General features: G+C 39.3%; 18 protein-coding genes and 2 tRNA genes. 13 read left to right on the top strand and 7 right to left on the bottom strand.

The window, feature by feature from the left end; translation table 11 throughout:
* Positions 1–177: 177 nt before the first annotated feature.
* Both HNP38_RS10790 and HNP38_RS10785 read left to right on the top strand, forming a co-directional pair.
* Positions 178–471 (top strand): 2TM domain-containing protein, encoded by a 294-nt coding sequence (locus HNP38_RS10790; RefSeq protein WP_184189218.1) that lies wholly within the window; start codon positions 178–180, stop codon positions 469–471.
* A 58-nt stretch (positions 472–529) separates the two neighbouring features.
* Positions 530–1,273: a LytR/AlgR family response regulator transcription factor gene (locus HNP38_RS10785; RefSeq protein ID WP_184189215.1), complete on the top strand. Its 744-nt coding sequence runs from the start codon at positions 530–532 to the stop codon at positions 1,271–1,273.
* Positions 1,274–1,322: 49 nt separating this feature from the next.
* On the opposite strand, the gene HNP38_RS10780 is transcribed toward HNP38_RS10785, so the two are convergent.
* Complete coding sequence (locus HNP38_RS10780) at positions 1,323–2,216, bottom strand: hypothetical protein (RefSeq protein ID WP_184189212.1); 894 nt, start codon at positions 2,214–2,216, stop codon at positions 1,323–1,325.
* 101 nt (positions 2,217–2,317) lie between these two features.
* On the opposite strand from HNP38_RS10780, the gene HNP38_RS10775 reads away from it, so the two are divergent.
* The 6 genes from HNP38_RS10775 (at position 2,318) to HNP38_RS10750 (ending at position 7,036) form a co-directional block, all read left to right on the top strand.
* The gene (locus HNP38_RS10775; RefSeq protein WP_184189209.1) at positions 2,318–4,165 is read left to right on the top strand and encodes an SPFH domain-containing protein; all 1,848 of its coding nucleotides are present in this window, start codon (positions 2,318–2,320) and stop codon (positions 4,163–4,165) included.
* A 46-nt stretch (positions 4,166–4,211) separates the two neighbouring features.
* Positions 4,212–4,640, top strand: a complete 429-nt coding sequence (locus HNP38_RS10770; RefSeq protein WP_184189206.1) for a hypothetical protein — start codon at positions 4,212–4,214, stop codon at positions 4,638–4,640.
* 33 nt (positions 4,641–4,673) lie between these two features.
* Positions 4,674–5,090, top strand: a complete 417-nt coding sequence (locus tag HNP38_RS10765; RefSeq protein ID WP_184189203.1) for a hypothetical protein — start codon at positions 4,674–4,676, stop codon at positions 5,088–5,090.
* Positions 5,091–5,130: 40 nt separating this feature from the next.
* On the top strand, positions 5,131–5,898 hold the full coding sequence (locus HNP38_RS10760) for a glycine-rich domain-containing protein (protein WP_184189200.1): 768 nt from the start codon (positions 5,131–5,133) through the stop codon (positions 5,896–5,898).
* Positions 5,899–5,908: 10 nt separating this feature from the next.
* The gene (locus tag HNP38_RS10755) at positions 5,909–6,145 is read left to right on the top strand and encodes a hypothetical protein (RefSeq protein WP_228461037.1); all 237 of its coding nucleotides are present in this window, start codon (positions 5,909–5,911) and stop codon (positions 6,143–6,145) included.
* A gap of 111 nt (positions 6,146–6,256) precedes the next feature.
* On the top strand, positions 6,257–7,036 hold the full coding sequence (locus tag HNP38_RS10750) for a hypothetical protein (RefSeq protein WP_184189197.1): 780 nt from the start codon (positions 6,257–6,259) through the stop codon (positions 7,034–7,036).
* A 1-nt stretch (position 7,037) separates the two neighbouring features.
* Here the strand turns inward: HNP38_RS10750 and mnmA are convergent, their stop codons facing one another.
* Positions 7,038–8,225, bottom strand: a complete 1,188-nt coding sequence (mnmA, locus tag HNP38_RS10745; RefSeq protein ID WP_184189194.1) for a tRNA 2-thiouridine(34) synthase MnmA — start codon at positions 8,223–8,225, stop codon at positions 7,038–7,040.
* Between the two features lie 104 nt (positions 8,226–8,329).
* Between mnmA and HNP38_RS10740 the strand changes: the two genes are divergently transcribed.
* Entirely contained in the window at positions 8,330–8,857 is a 528-nt protein-coding gene (locus HNP38_RS10740) for a hypothetical protein (RefSeq protein ID WP_184189191.1), read from the top strand.
* A gap of 234 nt (positions 8,858–9,091) precedes the next feature.
* Here HNP38_RS10740 and HNP38_RS10735 read toward each other — a convergent pair whose 3' ends face one another.
* Positions 9,092–11,617 carry an ATP-dependent Clp protease ATP-binding subunit gene (locus HNP38_RS10735; RefSeq protein ID WP_184189187.1) on the bottom strand — a complete coding sequence of 842 codons (2,526 nt, stop codon included), beginning with the start codon at positions 11,615–11,617 and terminating at the stop codon, positions 9,092–9,094.
* Positions 11,618–11,770: 153 nt separating this feature from the next.
* Here HNP38_RS10735 and HNP38_RS10730 point away from each other — a divergent pair, with 153 nt between their 5' ends.
* The 4 genes from HNP38_RS10730 to HNP38_RS10715 are packed head-to-tail and all read left to right on the top strand — an operon-like array spanning position 11,771 to position 14,537.
* Positions 11,771–12,013 carry a uroporphyrinogen decarboxylase gene (locus HNP38_RS10730; RefSeq protein ID WP_184189184.1) on the top strand — a complete coding sequence of 81 codons (243 nt, stop codon included), beginning with the start codon at positions 11,771–11,773 and terminating at the stop codon, positions 12,011–12,013.
* Positions 11,994–13,088: a glycosyltransferase gene (locus HNP38_RS10725; protein WP_184189181.1), complete on the top strand. Its 1,095-nt coding sequence runs from the start codon at positions 11,994–11,996 to the stop codon at positions 13,086–13,088. The genes HNP38_RS10730 and HNP38_RS10725 overlap by 20 nt, the downstream gene beginning before the upstream one ends.
* 46 nt (positions 13,089–13,134) lie before the next feature.
* Positions 13,135–13,554, top strand: coding sequence for a SufE family protein (locus HNP38_RS10720; RefSeq protein WP_184189178.1), 420 nt, complete (start codon positions 13,135–13,137; stop codon positions 13,552–13,554).
* Between the two features lie 44 nt (positions 13,555–13,598).
* Positions 13,599–14,537 (top strand): glycosyltransferase family 9 protein, encoded by a 939-nt coding sequence (locus HNP38_RS10715; protein WP_184189546.1) that lies wholly within the window; start codon positions 13,599–13,601, stop codon positions 14,535–14,537.
* Positions 14,538–14,612: 75 nt separating this feature from the next.
* Here the strand turns inward: HNP38_RS10715 and HNP38_RS10710 are convergent.
* From HNP38_RS10710 to HNP38_RS10695, 4 genes are all read right to left on the bottom strand, one after another.
* Positions 14,613–14,687, bottom strand: a tRNA-Val gene (locus tag HNP38_RS10710).
* A 33-nt stretch (positions 14,688–14,720) separates the two neighbouring features.
* Positions 14,721–14,795 (bottom strand) — tRNA-Val (locus HNP38_RS10705).
* A gap of 46 nt (positions 14,796–14,841) precedes the next feature.
* Positions 14,842–16,083 (bottom strand): bifunctional folylpolyglutamate synthase/dihydrofolate synthase, encoded by a 1,242-nt coding sequence (locus HNP38_RS10700; protein WP_184189175.1) that lies wholly within the window; start codon positions 16,081–16,083, stop codon positions 14,842–14,844.
* A gap of 134 nt (positions 16,084–16,217) precedes the next feature.
* Positions 16,218–17,888, bottom strand: coding sequence for a GEVED domain-containing protein (locus HNP38_RS10695; protein ID WP_228461036.1), 1,671 nt, complete (start codon positions 17,886–17,888; stop codon positions 16,218–16,220).
* Positions 17,889–17,913: the final 25 nt, after the last annotated feature.

The following is a 17,913-nucleotide window of genomic DNA, read 5'->3' as shown; positions in this document are numbered from 1 at the left end:
TAATAAGTTTATTACTAAAAGTAATGCGATAAAAAATCTAAATTCAGATAAGCGCAGATTTTTACCATTTAGGAATCATATTTTACCGCTCAGTAAGATAAAGTTGATCTGAAGATGTTTTTCAGCATAAATTTGACCTAAGAAAACAAGCAAAATTCAATTTTAAAGCAAATCATTATGGAAACGTATAACAAAGAGACAACGGCCTACAGAAAAGCATCAAAAAGAGTTAAAGAATTAAAAGGATTTTATGGAAACCTTACATCTTACTGTCTGGTCATCCCTTTTCTATTGGTGCTTAACCTTATAACATCTGCTGATCATTTATGGTTTTACTGGCCTATGTTAGGTTGGGGAATAGGACTTGCGGTGCATGCATTGAATGTCTTCGGAATCGGAAAAGAATGGGAAGAAAGAAAGATCAGGGAACTCATGGAGAAAGAAGAAGGTAAAAAACCGGTCAATTTTTAACAGAAACCGGCTGTTTTTGACTAATTTTAGCCCGGAATATTCAAAAAAACGAAAAATCATGATCAAAACCGTCATTATTGAAGATGAAAAACCCGCTTCAAGAAAACTGGAAAGAATGTTGAGTTTATTTCCTGAAATACAGATTGTTGCCAATATAGAATCTGTGGAAGACGGAGTGAAATGGTTTTCAGAGAATGAGCATCCTCAGCTCATCTTTTCGGATATTGTTCTGGGTGACGGGCTTTCATTCGATATTTTTGAAAAAATTCCTACCAAAGGCTTTATTATTTATACTACTGCTTTTGATCAGTATACTTTGAAAGCATTCAAATTGAATAGTATCGACTACTTATTGAAACCTATTCTGGAAGAAGACCTGGCGGGAGCGATTGAAAAATTCAAATCATTTATCCCTTCCGGAAATTCTGTTAGTTCACAGGAAATCAAAGAATTAATTAAAAAGGAGAAGACTACACTTTCCAGGGTTTTGGTGAAAATAGGATATAACTTAAAAATCGTTCAGACCCATGAAGTAAGCTGCTTCTTCAGTGAAAATAAAATTGTATATCTGCAGACCAGTGAGAGGACTTATCCTTCGGACTTTACTTTGGACGAACTGGAAGAAGTGCTGGATGAGAAGAAGTTCTTCCGGGTAAACCGGCAGTTTATTATCCATGCAGATCATATCAAAAATATCCACACTTCACCTTACTACAAGGTCGATCTTGAATTTCAGCCTCAGGAAGAGATTACCGTGAGCAGAGACCGCGTTAAAGATTTTAAAGATTGGTTAATCAGTTGATTAAATAGCCATTATTGTGTTTGCTGATAGAAATTAGACTGGATTGCACCTATTTATAATCGATCCTGTTGGCTTCCGTATCTTCAAGCTGTTTTACAATAGACGGCGGGACCTCATCACTGTCAATCGGAAAGCTGATGGAATCCGGAATAAAATTTCTCCTGTCCGCCTTCTGAAATATCTCAAACAGGGCAATAGGCTCCTGATTGAAACTGATACACGTACTTATAAAATGTAACTCATGGAGCTTATACTCTGGATTTTTAAGTTTTTCCTTGATATCTTTTATCCTTGAAATAAAATGCCTCTGTCGGATGAAGGTATTGCTGTTCATTATAATAAAAACATAGTCTGAATACGCCGTTACCTTTCCGAAATACTTGTGCTGGTCTCCGCCGCTCCTTTCAATATAATATTCCCCCGAAGTTTCAGACTTATAAATTTCCATGGCAGAACGCCAGACGCGGTTATCCTTCGCCTCTAAAGGATTATCCGGCAGATTTCTGTTATAAGAATACCAGCACCCCGTCAAATGGTCTAAAAGTGCGGTATTTTGCTTTACATTCATGTCAATTCTTAGGTCATTAAAATTGAAAACCCCGGTATGAGAGTTAATAAAATCGATATAATTGGAATACCCAAGCACCTTTACAATAAGGCTTAATTTTGCAAGATTTGGTTTGCTCAGGGTTGCACTTTCGTTATATTGATATTTCTTTAATTTGTTGATAATCAAATGCTCATAGAGGTAATTTGAACCCAGAAGATCTGCTTCTTTTTTAATGTTCTTTTCCTCCTTATCACTAAGGATGAGGTCATTAATTTCTGCGACAATATAAGACCATTCGGTCTTGGTTACGTCTTCCCAATGATTTTTTTTCAGAAAATGGAGGCTCAGGAAATTCATGAGCTTTTCCAGGTGCAGAATATCTTCTTTTTTCATAAGACCAATTTAAGATTTTTTTAAAACCAAAAAAGATTTTTACAAGACTTTTATATTTTAAAATCAAAAGACATTTGAATACAAACAAAAACATAAACATCATGGAAAACATTTTACAGTCAGTATGGTTAATCCCAGGAATCTCCATCCTTTTTTGTCTTATTTTTTACAAATTCATTTTAAGGGTCTTTTTTGGTCTGGTAATCATCCCGGAAGATAAAATAGGGCTGGTTACCAAAAAATTTGTATTACTGGGGAAACAGGAATTGCCCGAAGGAAGGATTATTGCTACCAGCGGCGAGGCCGGTTTTCAGGCCCAGACCCTTGCTCCGGGAATCTATTTCTGGAAATGGATATGGCAGTATTCCATCCACTTTCAACCCTTCACCATTATCCCGACCGGGAAGATAGGGCTTATCCTGGCAAAGGACGGGAAGGAGCTGGAAACAGGAAGGATCTTAGGAAGAAAAGTAGAATGCGACTCCTTTCAGGACGCAGAAGCTTTTTTGAAGAACGGAGGCAGAAAAGGCAGGCAGACCGCAGTGATTGCCCCGGGATCCTACAGGATCAACACATTGCTTTTTGATGTCTCATTGACAGACATGATGCAAATTCCCGATAATGCGGTAGGGATCATCACTACTCTGGAAGGGCAGCCCCTTGATGAAGGGCAGATCGCAGGAAAGATCATCGAAGAACATAATAAATTTCAGGATGTAGATGCATTTCTCAATAAAGGCGGATATAAAGGATTGCAGGAACAGGTAATCCTTGCCGGGTCTTATTTCTTGAATCCGTGGTTTGTACTGCTTGAAATGGTGAAAATGACCGAGATTCCGATAGGTTCCGTAGGAGTGGTGATCAGCTATGTGGGAGAAGAAGGAAAAGACCTGAGCGGGGCAGAATTTAAACATGGAAATATTGTAGAAAAAGGCTATAAAGGCGTTTGGGCAGAAGCACTTGGCCCGGGAAAATACCCCATCAATCCTTACATTATGAAAACAGAGCTGGTACCTACCACCAACCTGGTTCTGAACTGGGCGTCGGCAAGAAGCGAATCCCACCAGTTAGATAAAAACCTTTCAACCATTACCGTAAGAAGTAAGGACGGGTTCCCGTTCAACCTGGATGTCTCCCAGATCATCCATATTCCCTCCAATGAAGCCCCGAAAGTGATCGCCCGTTTCGGGAACATGATCAACCTTGTAGGGCAGGTGCTGGAACCCACCATCGGAAACTATTTCAGGAATTCCGCACAGGACAGTGATGTCATTGCCTTCCTCGGAACCCGTAAAGAACGCCAGCAGTCTGCGAGGGAGCACATCAGCAATGTTCTGGAGCAATATAACGTTTCCGCTGTCGATACCCTGATCGGAGATATTGTCCCGCCGGAAACTCTGATGAAAACCTTGACTGACAGAAAGATAGCAGAAGAGCAGAAAACCACCTTTGAAGTGCAGAAACTGGCTCAGGAAACCCGACAGAGTCTTGAAAAAGAAACCGCAGTGGCAGACATCCAGAAAGAGATCGTAACAGCAGACCAGGGCGTACTCATTGCAGAAAGGGTGGCGGCTGCGGCAGTAAAAAAAGCGAATGGAGAGGCCGAAAAAACAAGATTGCTTGCCAAAGCGAATTCTGAGCAGATCTCCCTGATCGGTAAAGCAGAAGCCGAAAAAATACTGGCCATAGGAAAGTCCAATGCTGAAGCCTACAAACTATCGGTGGATGCTATGGGAGATGATAACTTTACCCAACTTAAAATAATGGAATCCATAGCCAGCCAGAATGTCAAAATAATGCCGGATGTTCTCATCGGAGGCGGTGGAGATACTGCAAACGGAGGCATCAGCGGGCTGCTCGGGCTAAAGCTTCTTGAACAGGTGGATGCGAAAAAATCAATAGCCAAAAAGCCGGAAAAAAGAAACTTTGATGATATGAGCCAGGGTTAAATATTTTTCCAGGACATACAAATTCAAATACTATAAAAACAAAATCATGTACAGACAAATAATAAACACGGAGAATAAGAAAATTGAGATCCAGAAGTACCTGAAAGACCCGGGATTTTTAGGATTGGGATTCCTGTTCGGAGACTATAAACTTCATGAAACCATCACTTTTGATTTTGAAAAGAAGAAGATCGTCAATAAAGGAAAGAGTAAAACTACAGAGATCCCGTTTCAGGAGATTACCTCGATCTGGGTGCACCAGGCTCAGTTTATGGAGGGAGATGAACTGGATTATCGGGTGGGAGTATTTGTGAAGACAGGTGATTTCCACAGCCTTTATGTATTTTTTGAACCTCATTTCGGAAGAAATCTTTTTGACCGTATTGAAAGGGAAATAACAGGTGGTAATGAGCCTTTCAGGATCCGGAAATTTCAGGAACTGCAAAAGAGAATTGCAAACAAAGAACACTATTAAACTTCAATACCATAACAATTAAAAACTTAAACTATGGCAACCATTCAATTTCACAGGCCGGTAGGTCATCCACGCAATAACACCAAAGCTTACATTATAAAAATAAACGGGGTAAAAAAAACTGAGCTTTTCAATAGGGATACAAGGGCATTTGAGATCAGGGAAGGCCTCCATGAGATCAAGGTAAAAGTATCAATGGATACGGCAGGAAGCAAATCCCAGAAAATAAACGTACGGGAAGGAGAGGTATTGAAATTTGAAGTTATACAAAATGCCGGCACCATGAATCTGCTCTCTGTATTCAGTATTTTAATATTCGCAGTAGGGGCATTATACAGCCTTTTCGGCTCAAAATTCTTTCTGCTTTTAGCCATTCCGCTGATTGTTGTCGCAATCCCACTGCTCATAGAAAAAAACAGCAATTATCTTATACTTAAAAAGGTACAGTAATTCTATAAAATCCGAAATAACCAAAAAAAACAATTTGAAAATGAAAACAATTAAACTAATAAATGACGACGGTCTATGGCAGAGAATAGTCAATTTTTCCATAGACAAACCCGATGCAGCATTTCCTTTTTCAAGAAAACTGGCCAAGGAAGAAAACTGGACATTGGACTTTACTAAAAAAGCAATAGAAGAATATAAAAAATTCGTTTATCTCTGCTGTATTTTGCCAAACGGAGCTTCTCCGAGCGAAACCGTAGATAAAGTTTGGCACATGCACCTCATTTATACTCAAAATTACTGGGAAGAATTCTGCCCGGATATCTTAAAAAGAAAGCTTCATCACCATCCTTCCAGCGGAGGGCCAAAAGAAAAACTAAAACATGAAGACTGGTTCGCAGATACTTTAAAAAACTACAGGGAAATCTTTCAGCAGGAAGCTCCTGAAGAGATATGGAATCAACGGAATGAAAAATCGGTACGAAGAAATAACCGGCGGAGAATCTTAGGCATCTTTTTCATGATATTTATATTATTCATAGCCAATTCCTGTTCAGACAGAGAAGGGTTCAGTAATATGATGTGTGCTGTAGCTGTCATAAGCGGAGGGGTCTTCTTTTTCGGGCTAATTGGGGCATTGTCAGAAGATAGCGGGGTATCTTCTTACCATAAAAAAGACAGGAATAATGAGGACGGCTCAGGAGGCGGTTGCGGAGGAGCCGGAGGTGGCAGCGGAGGCAGTTGTAGCGGCGGGGGCTGCGGCGGAGGTTGTGGCGGTTGCGGGGGCTGTGGTGGTGGATGCGGAGGATAATATAAATATCATGAAAAAGATAATACTTCACGCTGTGCCGGTTATAATAAGTGTGCTTTGGCTTGTTACCAAATATCAGACGTATGATCCGATCACTTTAAAAGGCCCGGTATTTTTAAAATTTTACCTCCTCCTTCTTTCAGGATTTTATATTTCGGTTTTTATTCTGAAATTCTTTAAAGAACAGGCTTCAAAAACCACATTTTTCTTTATGATTTTTATCTTTCTTTTGGCATCATTAAGTTGATCAAAGGAATCGTGTTAGGGAAACCGGTTGGCTTTCTAATGATGATACTATTCGTAGAGTTTATGGTGGCGTGCTGTTATATTTTCACATACAAAAAATACGTATAGTGATATGGTTAGAAAATTTACTGAAGAGGAGAAAAATATTCTTTACAAAGGGATTCCCTTACATCAGCAGGGAAGCGGATTGAGTATGGAAGTTATATTTTTCATTCTTATATATCTGACAATATTTTTTCTGGAAATGATTGTATTATCGAGAATTAATTCTGATTTTCCGCAGTCTGTATTTATGGATATCATAGCCGTTATATGGATAACAGTGGGGGGAATGTTTCAGCTTATCTTGTTATTTATTGTATTTAATTTTTTCAGGGATCAGATCGTGTATTCCCGGTATGGTAAATATGCTCTTGAAAATACATTTGAAGTTGAGAACATCCATATTGAGCAGGGCAGCGATCCGCTAAATTTCATCACTCAATTATTTGATAATAAAGGAAATAAAATAGAGGTGAAAACAGATGTTGAACTGGTTGCAGACTCAATCCATAAGAAGCGGATTATTTCCGAACTTGAAAAATATAGAACCTCATATTTCGGGACTATTAATATGACCATTGAAGCACTTGCAGGAATGAAGAACAAATATGATCAGCCTTATATCTCTCTTCTGGCAAAAAATATTTCCACTCCTGCAAAATTAGACTTTACAGATACTATATATACCTATGACAAATTATTGAAAACAAAGTATGAGCTCATTTACAGCTTAAAAACTAAAGAATTTCTCTTTATCAATGTAGAAAAGGGAAACAGACGCAATTTCAAAGGCGATGTAATCATAAAAGACATCGGAAATAAAATACAGTATATATCTTATGAGATGTAAATTACCCTATCACACCGCTTCCTAAAAGCTCTTCGCCCTCATACCAGGAGGCAAACTGTCCTTCAGCAATGGCAGACTGTGCTTCCTCAAACTCAATATAAAAAACATTTTCAAACTGATACAATGTAGCTTTCTGTAATGGCTGCCGGTATCGTATCCTTGCCATCACCTCCATAGATTCACCGTTTTTCAACCGCAGATCTTCACGGACCCAATGCAGCTCCGGATTATCAATCTTTAATGCTTTTTTGTACAAACCGGGGAAACCATGCCCTTCTCCGACAAAAAGAATATTATTTTCCATATCTCTGGAAATGATAAAACAGCTTTCTTTATGTCCGCCTATTCCAAGCCCCTTGCTTTGTCCTATCGTGAAGAACTGGGCGCCCTGATGTTTCCCGATCGCTTTCCCGTCAGATTTTTTATAATGGATCTTTTGTGATAAGAATGCCAGTTCCTCTTCTTTTGAAGAAAACTCAGGTTTTTCCTGTGAAAACAGAGGAGAGTCTCTGAAAATCTCTACAATCTCTCCTTCTTTAGGAACCAACTGCTGCTGTAAAAACTGAGGAAGGCTTACCTTTCCGATAAAGCAGAGCCCCTGGGAGTCCTTTTTATCAGCCGTTACAAGACCTATTTCCTTGGCAATTTCCCGTACTTCAGGTTTTGTAAGCTCACCTATAGGGAACAACGCTTTTGACAACTGATCCTGATTCAGCTGGCACAAAAAATAAGACTGGTCCTTATTATGATCTTTTCCTGCCAGAAGATGAAAGGTCTCCTTTCCGTTTTCATCGAAAGTTGAGGTTACCCTCGCATAATGCCCTGTTGCTACCTTATCTGCACCCAACGACATTGCCGTTTTCATAAACACATCGAATTTTACTTCCCGGTTGCATAAAACATCCGGGTTGGGCGTCCTGCCTTTTTCATACTCCGCAAACATATAATCTACAATGCGTTCCTTATACAAATCACTCATATCGATCACCTGAAACGGGATGCCTAATTTTTGGGCAACCATCAATGCATCATTGCTATCCTCTATCCATGGGCATTCATCTTCTAATGTCACAGAAGCGTCATTCCAGTTCCTCATAAATAAGGCTACAACTTCATGTCCCTGCTGTTGCAGTAAATAAGCTGCAACACTGGAATCTACACCACCGGATAATCCTACGACTATTTTCATACTATTTCTGACAAAGTTTTTATATTTATCTTAACGGATGCAAAATTACGACAAACCTCTTCTTAAAAAAAGTTATAATTTTAAGCATTGATAAAAACGATAGTATGAAAAAAATAATTATTCCTATGATGCTGATGATTTCAGGATCAGTATTCTCTCAGGTTTCAGCAGGCACGACAGCAGAAAATAACAACAGGTGGACTTTCGGAGGCGGTATAGGCCTGGGATTTGGCAGTAACAGCTCATTTTATCTTCAGGCCTCTCCAAGAGCAGGATACAGGCTTACCAATGATCTGGAAGCCGGGGTGATGGGAAGTGTTTCGTGGCAGACTTCAGATTTTTATAAATCTACCATGTTCGGGGTTGGTCCATTTGCTAACTATTACATTGCCAGATCTTTTTATGTAGGAGCCAGCCTTCAACATTATTTTATCAATTATCAGGATAAATACTATGATTATGCGGTGAGTAAAGAAGAAACGGCATTGTATCTTGGCGGGGGATATATGCAGAAGATAGGTGGAAATTCTTATATGCAGATAGGAGTGATGTATAATGTGCTCTGGAAAGAAAATGAAAGTGTGTTTTCAAGCGGACTGATCCCAAGTGTCGGTTTTGTGGTAGGGCTATAAATAGCATCTAAAAATTTTATTATCTCTCAGATTTAGCATATAAAGCAGATTTTTTAGCAGAATCATCCGTGCAAATCTGTGCCATCTGTGGGAAAAACTAAAACTAAAAATCGGAACCTAGCCCCTTTACAAAAAGAAAACTTCAAAATCCGGTTTTAGCTGTGGCATCCAAAAAATAAAACAAAAAGCATCGGGAATTTCCCGATGCTTTTTTATGATTAAAATAACTATTTATTATTGAGACTTTTCAGTCTTCTTAGCTTTCTGGGCTTTCCCGATAAGGGCATCCTTGGCTTCATTAAGGTCCAGTACTACCGTTTCTCCCTCAGTCAATTGCTTGTTCACTAGCATTTCAGCCAGTAAATCCTCAATGTACTTCTGGATGGCACGTTTCAGTGGCCTTGCACCGAAATCTTTATCCCAGCCTTTTTCAGAAATGAAATCTTTGGCTTCAGCAGTTAATTCTACTTTGTAGCCTAATTTTTCCAGTCTTCCGTAAAGCTTACTCAGTTCAATATCAATAATTTTCTTGATGTCGTTCTGTTCAAGAGAGTTGAAGATAATAATATCATCAATCCTGTTCAGGAATTCAGGAGCAAATGCTTTTTTAAGGGCATTTTCAATCGTGCTTCTCGCCCTAGTATCTGAAGTTGATTTCTTGGCGGAAGTTCCGAATCCTACACCATCCCCGAAATCTTTAAGATCTCTTGTACCGATGTTTGACGTAAGGATAATAATCGTATTCCTGAAATCGATCTTTCTTCCCAGGCTATCCGTAACGTGGCCTTCATCCAGAATTTGTAATAAGATATTGAATACATCCGGGTGAGCCTTTTCGATCTCATCCAGAAGAACCACAGCATAAGGTTTTCTTCTTACCGCTTCGGTCAATTGACCCCCTTCTTCATAGCCTACATATCCCGGAGGCGCACCTACCAGTCTTGAAACGGCAAATTTCTCCATATATTCACTCATATCAATCCTGATCAATGCTTCATCAGAATCGAAAAGTTCTCTTGCCATTACTTTTGCCAGCTCGGTCTTACCAACTCCGGTTGTTCCTAAGAAGATAAAGGTGCCGATCGGACGATTAGGGTCTTTAAGGCCGGCTCTGTTTCTCTGAATGGCTTTAACTACTTTCTTAACCGCATCTTCCTGTCCGATCACTTTTCCGTTAAGCTTATCATCCATCTGGGCTAATTTATCAAGCTCATTCTTGCCCACTTTGGTTACAGGAACACCGCTCATCATGGAAACCACTTCCGCTACATTTTCCTCTGTTACGGTTTCTTTTTTCTCTTTTACATTTTTATCCCACTGATCCTGAGCCGAATTTAATTCCATCTGAAGGCGTTCTTCCTCATCTTTCAGCTTTCTCGCTTCAAGATAATCCTGAGCTTTTACAGCTTTCTGCTTAAGTTCTTTGATATCTTCAATTTTCTTTTCGAAGTCAATGATCTCGGTGGGAACCTTCATGTTTTTAATATAAACACGGGAGCCTGCCTCATCCATCGCATCAATAGCCTTATCCGGTAAGAAACGGTCTGTAATATATCTTGAGGTCAGATTCACACATGCCAGAATAGCTTCCGGAGTATAAATTACATTATGATGCTCTTCATACTTGTCTTTGATCTGATTAAGGATCTGAACAGTTTCATCAATGGAAGTAGGCTCCACCATTACTTTCTGGAATCTTCTTTCCAAAGCACCGTCTTTTTCGATATACTGACGGTATTCATCCAGGGTTGTAGCTCCGATGCATTGAATTTCTCCCCTTGCTAAGGCCGGTTTGAACATGTTGGACGCATCCAGGCTTCCTGTAGAACTTCCTGCGCCAACGATAGTGTGAAGCTCATCGATGAATAAGATCACATCACGGTTTTTTTCCAGTTCCGTCATAATGGCTTTCATTCTTTCCTCAAACTGGCCACGGTATTTGGTCCCGGCCACTAAACTTGCCAGATCCAATGTGATCACGCGCTTTCCATAAAGAACTCTTGATACCTTTTTCTGTTGGATCCTTAAAGCTAAACCTTCGGCAATGGCAGACTTACCAACGCCGGGTTCTCCGATAAGGAGCGGGTTGTTTTTCTTTCTGCGGGATAAGATCTGGGAAACCCTTTCAATTTCCTTCTCACGACCGATCACCGGATCCAGTTTCCCGTCTCTGGCCAAAGAGGTAAGGTCTCTTCCGAAATTATCCAATGTCGGCGTTTTGCTTTTTGCAGAACCTAAATTTCCTGTCGGTTTCCGCATCTGTTCAAATTCCTCTCTTTCATCATCATCATCATAAGCACTCATCTGCGGTGCCTGTCCGGAATTTTTAAGCATCGTCTGATACTCTTTTGAAACTCCCTCATAGTCAATGTCATAAGCTCCCAAAATACTTGAAGTAGGATCTTCATATTTATAAAGAATGCCTAAAAGCAGATGAACGGTATTAATTTCATTACTTTTATATTGCCTGCATTCCAGCTCTGCACGTTTAATGGCATGATCCGCCATCTTGGTGAAAGAAATATTCGTAACCTCCTCAGAAATAGGATTAAGACTTGCTGTATTTAAAGTTTCAATTTTTCTTCTGATTTGTGTTAAATCCGCATTAAGGTTTTGAAGGATTTCTTTTGCAGAGTTTTCCGTTTTTATAATACCTAAAAGAAGGTGTTCTGTATTAAGAAATTCACTTTTCAGCCTCTTCGCTTCATTTTTGCTTTGTTTGAACACCTGGCTCAAACCTTGTGAAAACTTATAATCCATAATATACTTAATTAGAATAAAGATAGAATCATCATTTATTCATTATCTAAATTACAAATATTTTACCAAAAACCAATTAATGACTTTATGGCAGAAAAAAATTTTATTATCTTATTGAAAATGATTAAGTTTGTTTCCTTTTAAATAGTATTCATGAGCCCTGAAATTGCCACATATATAGGATATGCCGCCTCTTTTTTTATCGTTTTGAGCTTTATCTTAAAAGATTTAAGAAAAATAAGGATCATTAATCTGATAGGATGCATTTGTTTTGTTATTTATGGCACTTTCAGCGGGATGCTCTGGCCGGTTATTATTCCTAATGTATTGCTTTGCTTTGTACAGATCTATTATTTGATCAAAGGAAAAAAAGACCATGAAGAAAAAAATTATTAGTTCGGCTTTTAGTAACCTGTATACAGATCAGCGGATAGAAAAGGTCTGTAGAACTTTATATAAAAATGGTTATCAGATTGAGCTGATCGGGAATAACTGGGGCGGATCGGAAGAAATGGAACGGCCTTATCCGTTTCTAAGAATACCCTTAAAATCTGAAAGTCTGAAAACAGCTTACTTTGAATTTAACTGGAAATTATACCATGAATTAAAAAAGAAAGCAGATCAAAACACTATTCTTCATGCCAACGATATTGATGCTCTTTTACCGAATTACCTTATCGCTAAGAAATTAAATATTCCCCTGGTTTTTGATAGTCATGAAATTTTTTCCGAAATGCCTGCCATTCAGGGCAAAATGTCACAAAAACTGTGGAGATATCTTGAAAAAAAGATCATTCCTAATATAAAATTCATGATTACGGCAAGCGGAAGCTATGCCTTATGGTTTCAAAAAAAATATGAAGTCAGCCCTGTAGTAATTCAAAATGCACCCGGAAGAATAGAGGTAAGATCAGAAATTCCGGATAATCATCCCTATATCATTTTATACCAGGGAGCGATCAATCCTTTCCGGGGTATTGATAAAGCTATTTTGGCCATGCATCATCTAGATAATACCATACTGAAAATTGCAGGTGACGGCCCCCGGAAAAAAGAATATGAAGATTTGGTCATTCAGGAGAACCTTCAGGAAAAAGTACAGTTCTTGGGAAAGCTAAAACCTGAAGACTTAAGGAAAATAACGGTAATGGCAGATGCAGGCCTCAGTATTGAAGAGAATGGTGGAGACAGCTACCTGTATTCGCTTCCCAATAAGGTGCTGGATTATATTCAGGCCAGAGTGCCTTTAATTATGGCGGATCTTCCCGAGATGCGGAATATTAAAAATCAATTTGACGTCGGTGAAATTATAAAAAACCATCAGCCTCAGGTTATTGCTGAAGTCATTCAAACGGTCTTGCACAAGGGAAGAAAAAACTATCAGGAAGAACTGGAAAGAGCTTCCGGTATTCTTTGCTGGGAAAATGAAGAACCAAAATTACTGGAGGTTTTTCACAGAGCATCCCAATAAAATATTCTTTACAAATTGGCTATCTTTGCCTAAAGAAATTGTTAACATGACCATTAAAGAAAAACAGCAGGAAATAATCGATGAATTTGCTTTTCTTGACGACTGGGAGCAGAAGTATGAGTACATCATTGATCTTGGAAAAGAGCTGAAAGGGCTTTCCGAAGAAAAGAAAACGGAAGACAACCTCATCAAAGGCTGCCAGAGCAAGGTGTGGATAGATGCTGAATTCAAAGGCGGCAAACTGCATTTCAATGCAGATTCAGACGGTATCCTGCCAAAAGGGATTGTTTCTTTACTGGTAAGCATCTATAGCGGGCACACGACAAAGGAAATTTTAGATTCCGATTTCAATTTTATCTCGGAAATCGGCCTGCAGGAGTTTCTTTCCCCATCCAGAGCCAATGGTTTAATGGCCATGACCAAACAGATCAAGTTTTACGCAGTTGCATATCAGCTTAAATCGTGACAAGGATATTGGCATACCGCTTTTCTGCCTTTGGTGATGTTGCGATGACAGCACCGGTATTCCGGGAGTTCCTTGAACAGAATCCCGATGTGGAGATTGTGATGGTTTCCAGAAAGAATTTTGAAAGCTTATTTGCTGATATTCCGAATGTTATATTTAAAGGAGTCAACTTGGATGATTATAAAGGATTTTTTGGACTGAACAGACTGGCCAATGAGCTTTTGAAGGAATTCCGGCCGGATATGATTGCCAACCTGCATGATGTGATCCGTACCAAGATCTTAGATAAAGTTTACAGGAGAAAAGGACTGAAAGTTTTTAAGATCAATAAAGGAAAAGAGGAAAAAGAAAAGCTGACCGATATCTGGAATCTGGATAAGGTACAACTGAAAAAAACAGTTGAACGCTATGCCGATGTTTTCAGGGATATGGGGTATGAAATTCGACTTTCTAACCAATTAAGGACGAGTTCAAATCAAAAATCAGGAATCGGTTTTGCTCCTTTTGCCCAGCATAAGGGTAAAATGCTTCCTTTGGAAAAGTCTTATGAATTAGCAAGGGTTTTGGCCCAAAATCATGCGCTCTATTTCTTCGGGGGCGGCAAAAAAGAAACCGAAACGTTAGAGCAATGGGAAAGAGAAATCCCGAACACAAAAAGTTTAGCAGGGAAATTAAGCCTTACGGAGGAGCTTAACAAAATTTCAGAATTGGAACTGATGATCTCAATGGATTCGGCCAATATGCATCTGGCAAGTCTTGTCGGCACAAGGTGTATTTCGGTTTGGGGAGCAACGCATCCCTATGCCGGTTTTCTCGGATTCGGGCAAAGTGAAAATGATGTGGTGCAGGTAAAAGATCTGACATGCAGGCCCTGTTCCGTATTTGGGGATAAAGAATGCTATAGGGGAGATTGGGCGTGCCTGGAAGAACTTAATGTTCAGAAGATTATAGAAAAAATATTTTCAGCAATACATCCTGAATAATATAAGTGTAAAAAGGATAAAAACCTATAAATATTCAGAAATAAAAAAACCACAACAAAAGTTGCGGTTTTTTTGTGGGTCCTGAGGGATTCGAACCCCCGACCCTCTGGGTGTAAACCAGATGCTCTGAACCAACTGAGCTAAGAACCCGAATTTTTTTGAAAGGTTTCGTTTCCTTTTCTGTGGGTCCTGAGGGATTCGAACCCCCGACCCTCTGGGTGTAAACCAGATGCTCTGAACCAACTGAGCTAAGAACCCTCTTTAACAAGTTTTCTCGTTTAGAGTGGTGCAAATATACGACTTATTAAGAAACCAGCAAATTTTTTTCTAAAAATTCTCCCACCACAAAATTGCTTCCACCAATAAAAATCATATCCTCACTGCTACATTGTTGCTTAGCAGAAAGATAAGCTTCCTGCACAGAATCGAAAATTTTATAATTTATTTTTGCCTTCAGAAGAAGGTCTTCATAATCTTTTGGATGCCTGCCCCTGTGTATAGAAGGCTTAGCGAAATAAAAAACAGATTTTTCCGGGAGCATATTCATGACCTCATCTATCTTTTTATCATTCACGAAACCTAAAACAATATGCTTTTGCCGGCCTATGGAATTGAGCTGGGCAAAAACCTGTTCCAATCCGGCCTGGTTATGTGCCGTATCACAGATCGTCAGAGGGTCTTTTGAAAATTCAAACCAGCGGCCAATAAATCTGGTATTTTTATGAACATTCAGTAATCCTGTTTCTATCTCCCTGCCGGAAATACTGACATTGAGTTTCCTTAATTCTTCAACCAATACCAGAACCACCTTTATATTCTTTTCCTGATAATTCCCCTTCAAATCCGATTTTAAATCAGAATTTAGTAAACTCGCGTCAACAAATGGGGCATTTTCCTGATCTGCTTTTTCTTTAATAATGCTTTTTACCGTTTCATTTTCATCTCCGGAAATAATTGTTGTATTATTTTTGATGATTCCGGCTTTTTCTCTGGCGATCTCCTCAATAGTATTTCCCAGAATATTCTGATGATCAAGCTGAACATTAGTAATCGCCGTAACCAAAGGTTTGATGATGTTTGTGGAATCTAATCTCCCGCCCAGGCCAACTTCAATGATGGCAAAATCCACTTTCTGCTGATAGAAGTATTCGAAAGCCATAATCGTAGTAAATTCAAAAAATGACGGGCGGATATCTTCGGGAAGCTTTTTAAGCTTTTGAATGAAATGATAGACAAATTCCTTATCACAGTTTTTACCATTAATCTTTATACGTTCTGTAAAATCAATAAGGTGAGGAGAATTATATAAACCAACGGTATAGCCGGATTCCTGAAGAATTGAAGCCAGCATATTGCTTGTAGAGCCTTTTCCGTTAGTGCCCCCGATATGAATGCATTGCAGGTTCTCCTGGGGGTTGCCGAAGAAAGCACAAAGCTTTGTGATATTATCCAAACCGGGTTTATAGGCTTTTTGCCCGTCAATCTGATAGTTAGGGGCCTGTACGAAAAGCCATTCTACGGCTTCCTGGTATTGTTCGTTTGTCATGATACAAATTTCTTAAAGTTTTTTGTATGATGTACCATAGTACTATATAATTTACTATTAACTTTTACAAACAAAATGATCACAAAACAAAAAAAGAGCTGTAAAGCTCTTTTCATTTTATAAACTATTTGATGTTAAAACTTTATTTTTCTGACAATGGTCTCACCTTTTTCTAAAATAACATTTACAAAAATTATAGCGTTTTGTATATCTAAGGAAGAAGATTTGAATTCTGTTGAATTTATACCTTCTCTGTTCAGTACAATTCTGCCGGAAGCATCATATAGGGTAACGGACAAGATCTTGCGGTCACTTCTTACATAAACCGATGAATTAACCTTTGTAATAATAGGGCTGGTATTTGTTATCTCTTTATTTGTTGATAGGGTTTGGCTCTGGATGGTTATGGAATAATCTTCCACTTGTCCCCTTGCAGGATTGTAACATGCGTTGACACTGGAGGCAAAATTATTACTGTCCCCGATTACTCTTAATCTCAGAGGTGTGTTCAGTACAGCAGTGGGAGGAGGAGTAATAGAAGAAGTAGCTACTGACCCTGCAGAAACAGTTTGGCTTAAAATTCTTTCCGTAGTTTCGTTGAACTGGCCGTCATTATTATAATCTATATAGGCTCGTATAAGATGAGCCGGATTACTTGAACTTGCGGGACCGGGAGCAATTGTGATAGTGGTCGCATTCGTCAATGGGATTGTAGTTGTGGCTTTGCCCAGGCAGTAGCTTCCGGTGAAATTTTCATAGAAATTATTAGCAGACTGCTGGTAGGCACGGGAGTAATTATTAATCTCACCAAACTTAACGTATGTAATGCCATAATTATAATTACTAGGGCCTGTAATTGTTGCCGGAGTACAAGCCGGGGTAAGGGATACAGTATTATTGATAGGTGTAGTATTAAGGACCGGAGAATTCAGCAAGCTTTGTCTGTAATATAGTAGTTGGGCGATTGCCCTGTCACGCTGCCCTGCAGTGAATCGGTCTCTGTAGCATGCAGTGTAAGTCATGATGTTACTTTCTGCACCGGCGTATGCTATTCCGGTACATGGATTAATCTGACCAGCCTGGCAAGGCGTCGTCCCCGGAGATGAAAGAATATTAGGCTCCGTATCACAGACAAGATCGCCGTCTAATGTACAATCATTGTTTGCAGGACAGGTAGAACCGGAAGATCCTTGCTGGGTATGATAAAGGCTCATTGCATGGCCAAATTCATGAGAAAGCACATGGTGACGGGAAGGTGAAGTTATTGCAGTATAATGAATGATGGCATGATCGGTATTATTCCCGTGATTTGATGCGAATGTAGCCCATCCTCCATTAGGCACACCTCCTCCCGCAGTGTCCTTCACTACATAGATATTATAATATTTAGTAGGATCCCATTTTCCCAAAGCAGTCATATCTAACTGATATAATCCGGACTGATTGGCTTGGGAGTCTACGCCATAGGTTACATAATTGGTAAGATGTGATGCGTTGATCCTGTTGATTCCGTTGGTAGGATTACAGTTAGGGTCAATTTTTGCCAGAACAAGCTTAACAGGAATGGGAGTGCTTATTCCGGGAGCTGAATTGCCGGAATAAATATCATTCGTATGATTGATCCAATTGATCACTTCTGCATCAGTTCTGTTACAGGAAGATCCCAGAGGGCTTCCGTCGCTTACCACATGAACAACAACAGGAATTTCATAAACCGGGGAGTTTTTGGAATAAAACTTATTTAATTCCCCACTTCTGATCATTTTTGAAAGCTCCCGGTTGAAAGCATCTTCTTTTATTTTCATTTCGGGGTGCTGAATGTAAAGATCC

It is taken from the genome of Chryseobacterium defluvii, assembly GCF_014204415.1.
GTDB classification, from domain to species: domain Bacteria; phylum Bacteroidota; class Bacteroidia; order Flavobacteriales; family Weeksellaceae; genus Chryseobacterium; species Chryseobacterium defluvii_A.
The sequence above is the reverse complement of the archived record's forward strand: the minus strand, read 5'-3'. Positions and strand labels throughout refer to the sequence as shown.

What these genes read in the sequence shown, in the direction of transcription:
- HNP38_RS10700 (WP_184189175.1), bottom strand. Translation starts at nt 16,083, where the DNA reads ATGACAAACGAACAATACCAGGAAGCCGTAGAATGGCTTTTCGTACAG.
- HNP38_RS10725 (WP_184189181.1), top strand. Translation starts at nt 11,994, where the DNA reads ATGAAGAAAAAAATTATTAGTTCGGCTTTTAGTAACCTGTATACAGAT.
- HNP38_RS10765 (WP_184189203.1), top strand. Translation starts at nt 4,674, where the DNA reads ATGGCAACCATTCAATTTCACAGGCCGGTAGGTCATCCACGCAATAAC.
- HNP38_RS10695 (WP_228461036.1), bottom strand. Translation starts at nt 17,888, where the DNA reads ATGAAAATAAAAGAAGATGCTTTCAACCGGGAGCTTTCAAAAATGATC.
- HNP38_RS10780 (WP_184189212.1), bottom strand. Translation starts at nt 2,216, where the DNA reads ATGAAAAAAGAAGATATTCTGCACCTGGAAAAGCTCATGAATTTCCTG.
- HNP38_RS10720 (WP_184189178.1), top strand. Translation starts at nt 13,135, where the DNA reads ATGACCATTAAAGAAAAACAGCAGGAAATAATCGATGAATTTGCTTTT.
- HNP38_RS10790 (WP_184189218.1), top strand. Translation starts at nt 178, where the DNA reads ATGGAAACGTATAACAAAGAGACAACGGCCTACAGAAAAGCATCAAAA.
- HNP38_RS10735 (WP_184189187.1), bottom strand. Translation starts at nt 11,617, where the DNA reads ATGGATTATAAGTTTTCACAAGGTTTGAGCCAGGTGTTCAAACAAAGC.
- HNP38_RS10775 (WP_184189209.1), top strand. Translation starts at nt 2,318, where the DNA reads ATGGAAAACATTTTACAGTCAGTATGGTTAATCCCAGGAATCTCCATC.
- HNP38_RS10785 (WP_184189215.1), top strand. Translation starts at nt 530, where the DNA reads ATGATCAAAACCGTCATTATTGAAGATGAAAAACCCGCTTCAAGAAAA.
- HNP38_RS10770 (WP_184189206.1), top strand. Translation starts at nt 4,212, where the DNA reads ATGTACAGACAAATAATAAACACGGAGAATAAGAAAATTGAGATCCAG.
- HNP38_RS10760 (WP_184189200.1), top strand. Translation starts at nt 5,131, where the DNA reads ATGAAAACAATTAAACTAATAAATGACGACGGTCTATGGCAGAGAATA.
- HNP38_RS10755 (WP_228461037.1), top strand. Translation starts at nt 5,909, where the DNA reads ATGAAAAAGATAATACTTCACGCTGTGCCGGTTATAATAAGTGTGCTT.
- HNP38_RS10750 (WP_184189197.1), top strand. Translation starts at nt 6,257, where the DNA reads ATGGTTAGAAAATTTACTGAAGAGGAGAAAAATATTCTTTACAAAGGG.
- mnmA (WP_184189194.1), bottom strand. Translation starts at nt 8,225, where the DNA reads ATGAAAATAGTCGTAGGATTATCCGGTGGTGTAGATTCCAGTGTTGCA.
- HNP38_RS10730 (WP_184189184.1), top strand. Translation starts at nt 11,771, where the DNA reads ATGAGCCCTGAAATTGCCACATATATAGGATATGCCGCCTCTTTTTTT.
- HNP38_RS10740 (WP_184189191.1), top strand. Translation starts at nt 8,330, where the DNA reads ATGAAAAAAATAATTATTCCTATGATGCTGATGATTTCAGGATCAGTA.
- HNP38_RS10715 (WP_184189546.1), top strand. Translation starts at nt 13,599, where the DNA reads ATGACAGCACCGGTATTCCGGGAGTTCCTTGAACAGAATCCCGATGTG.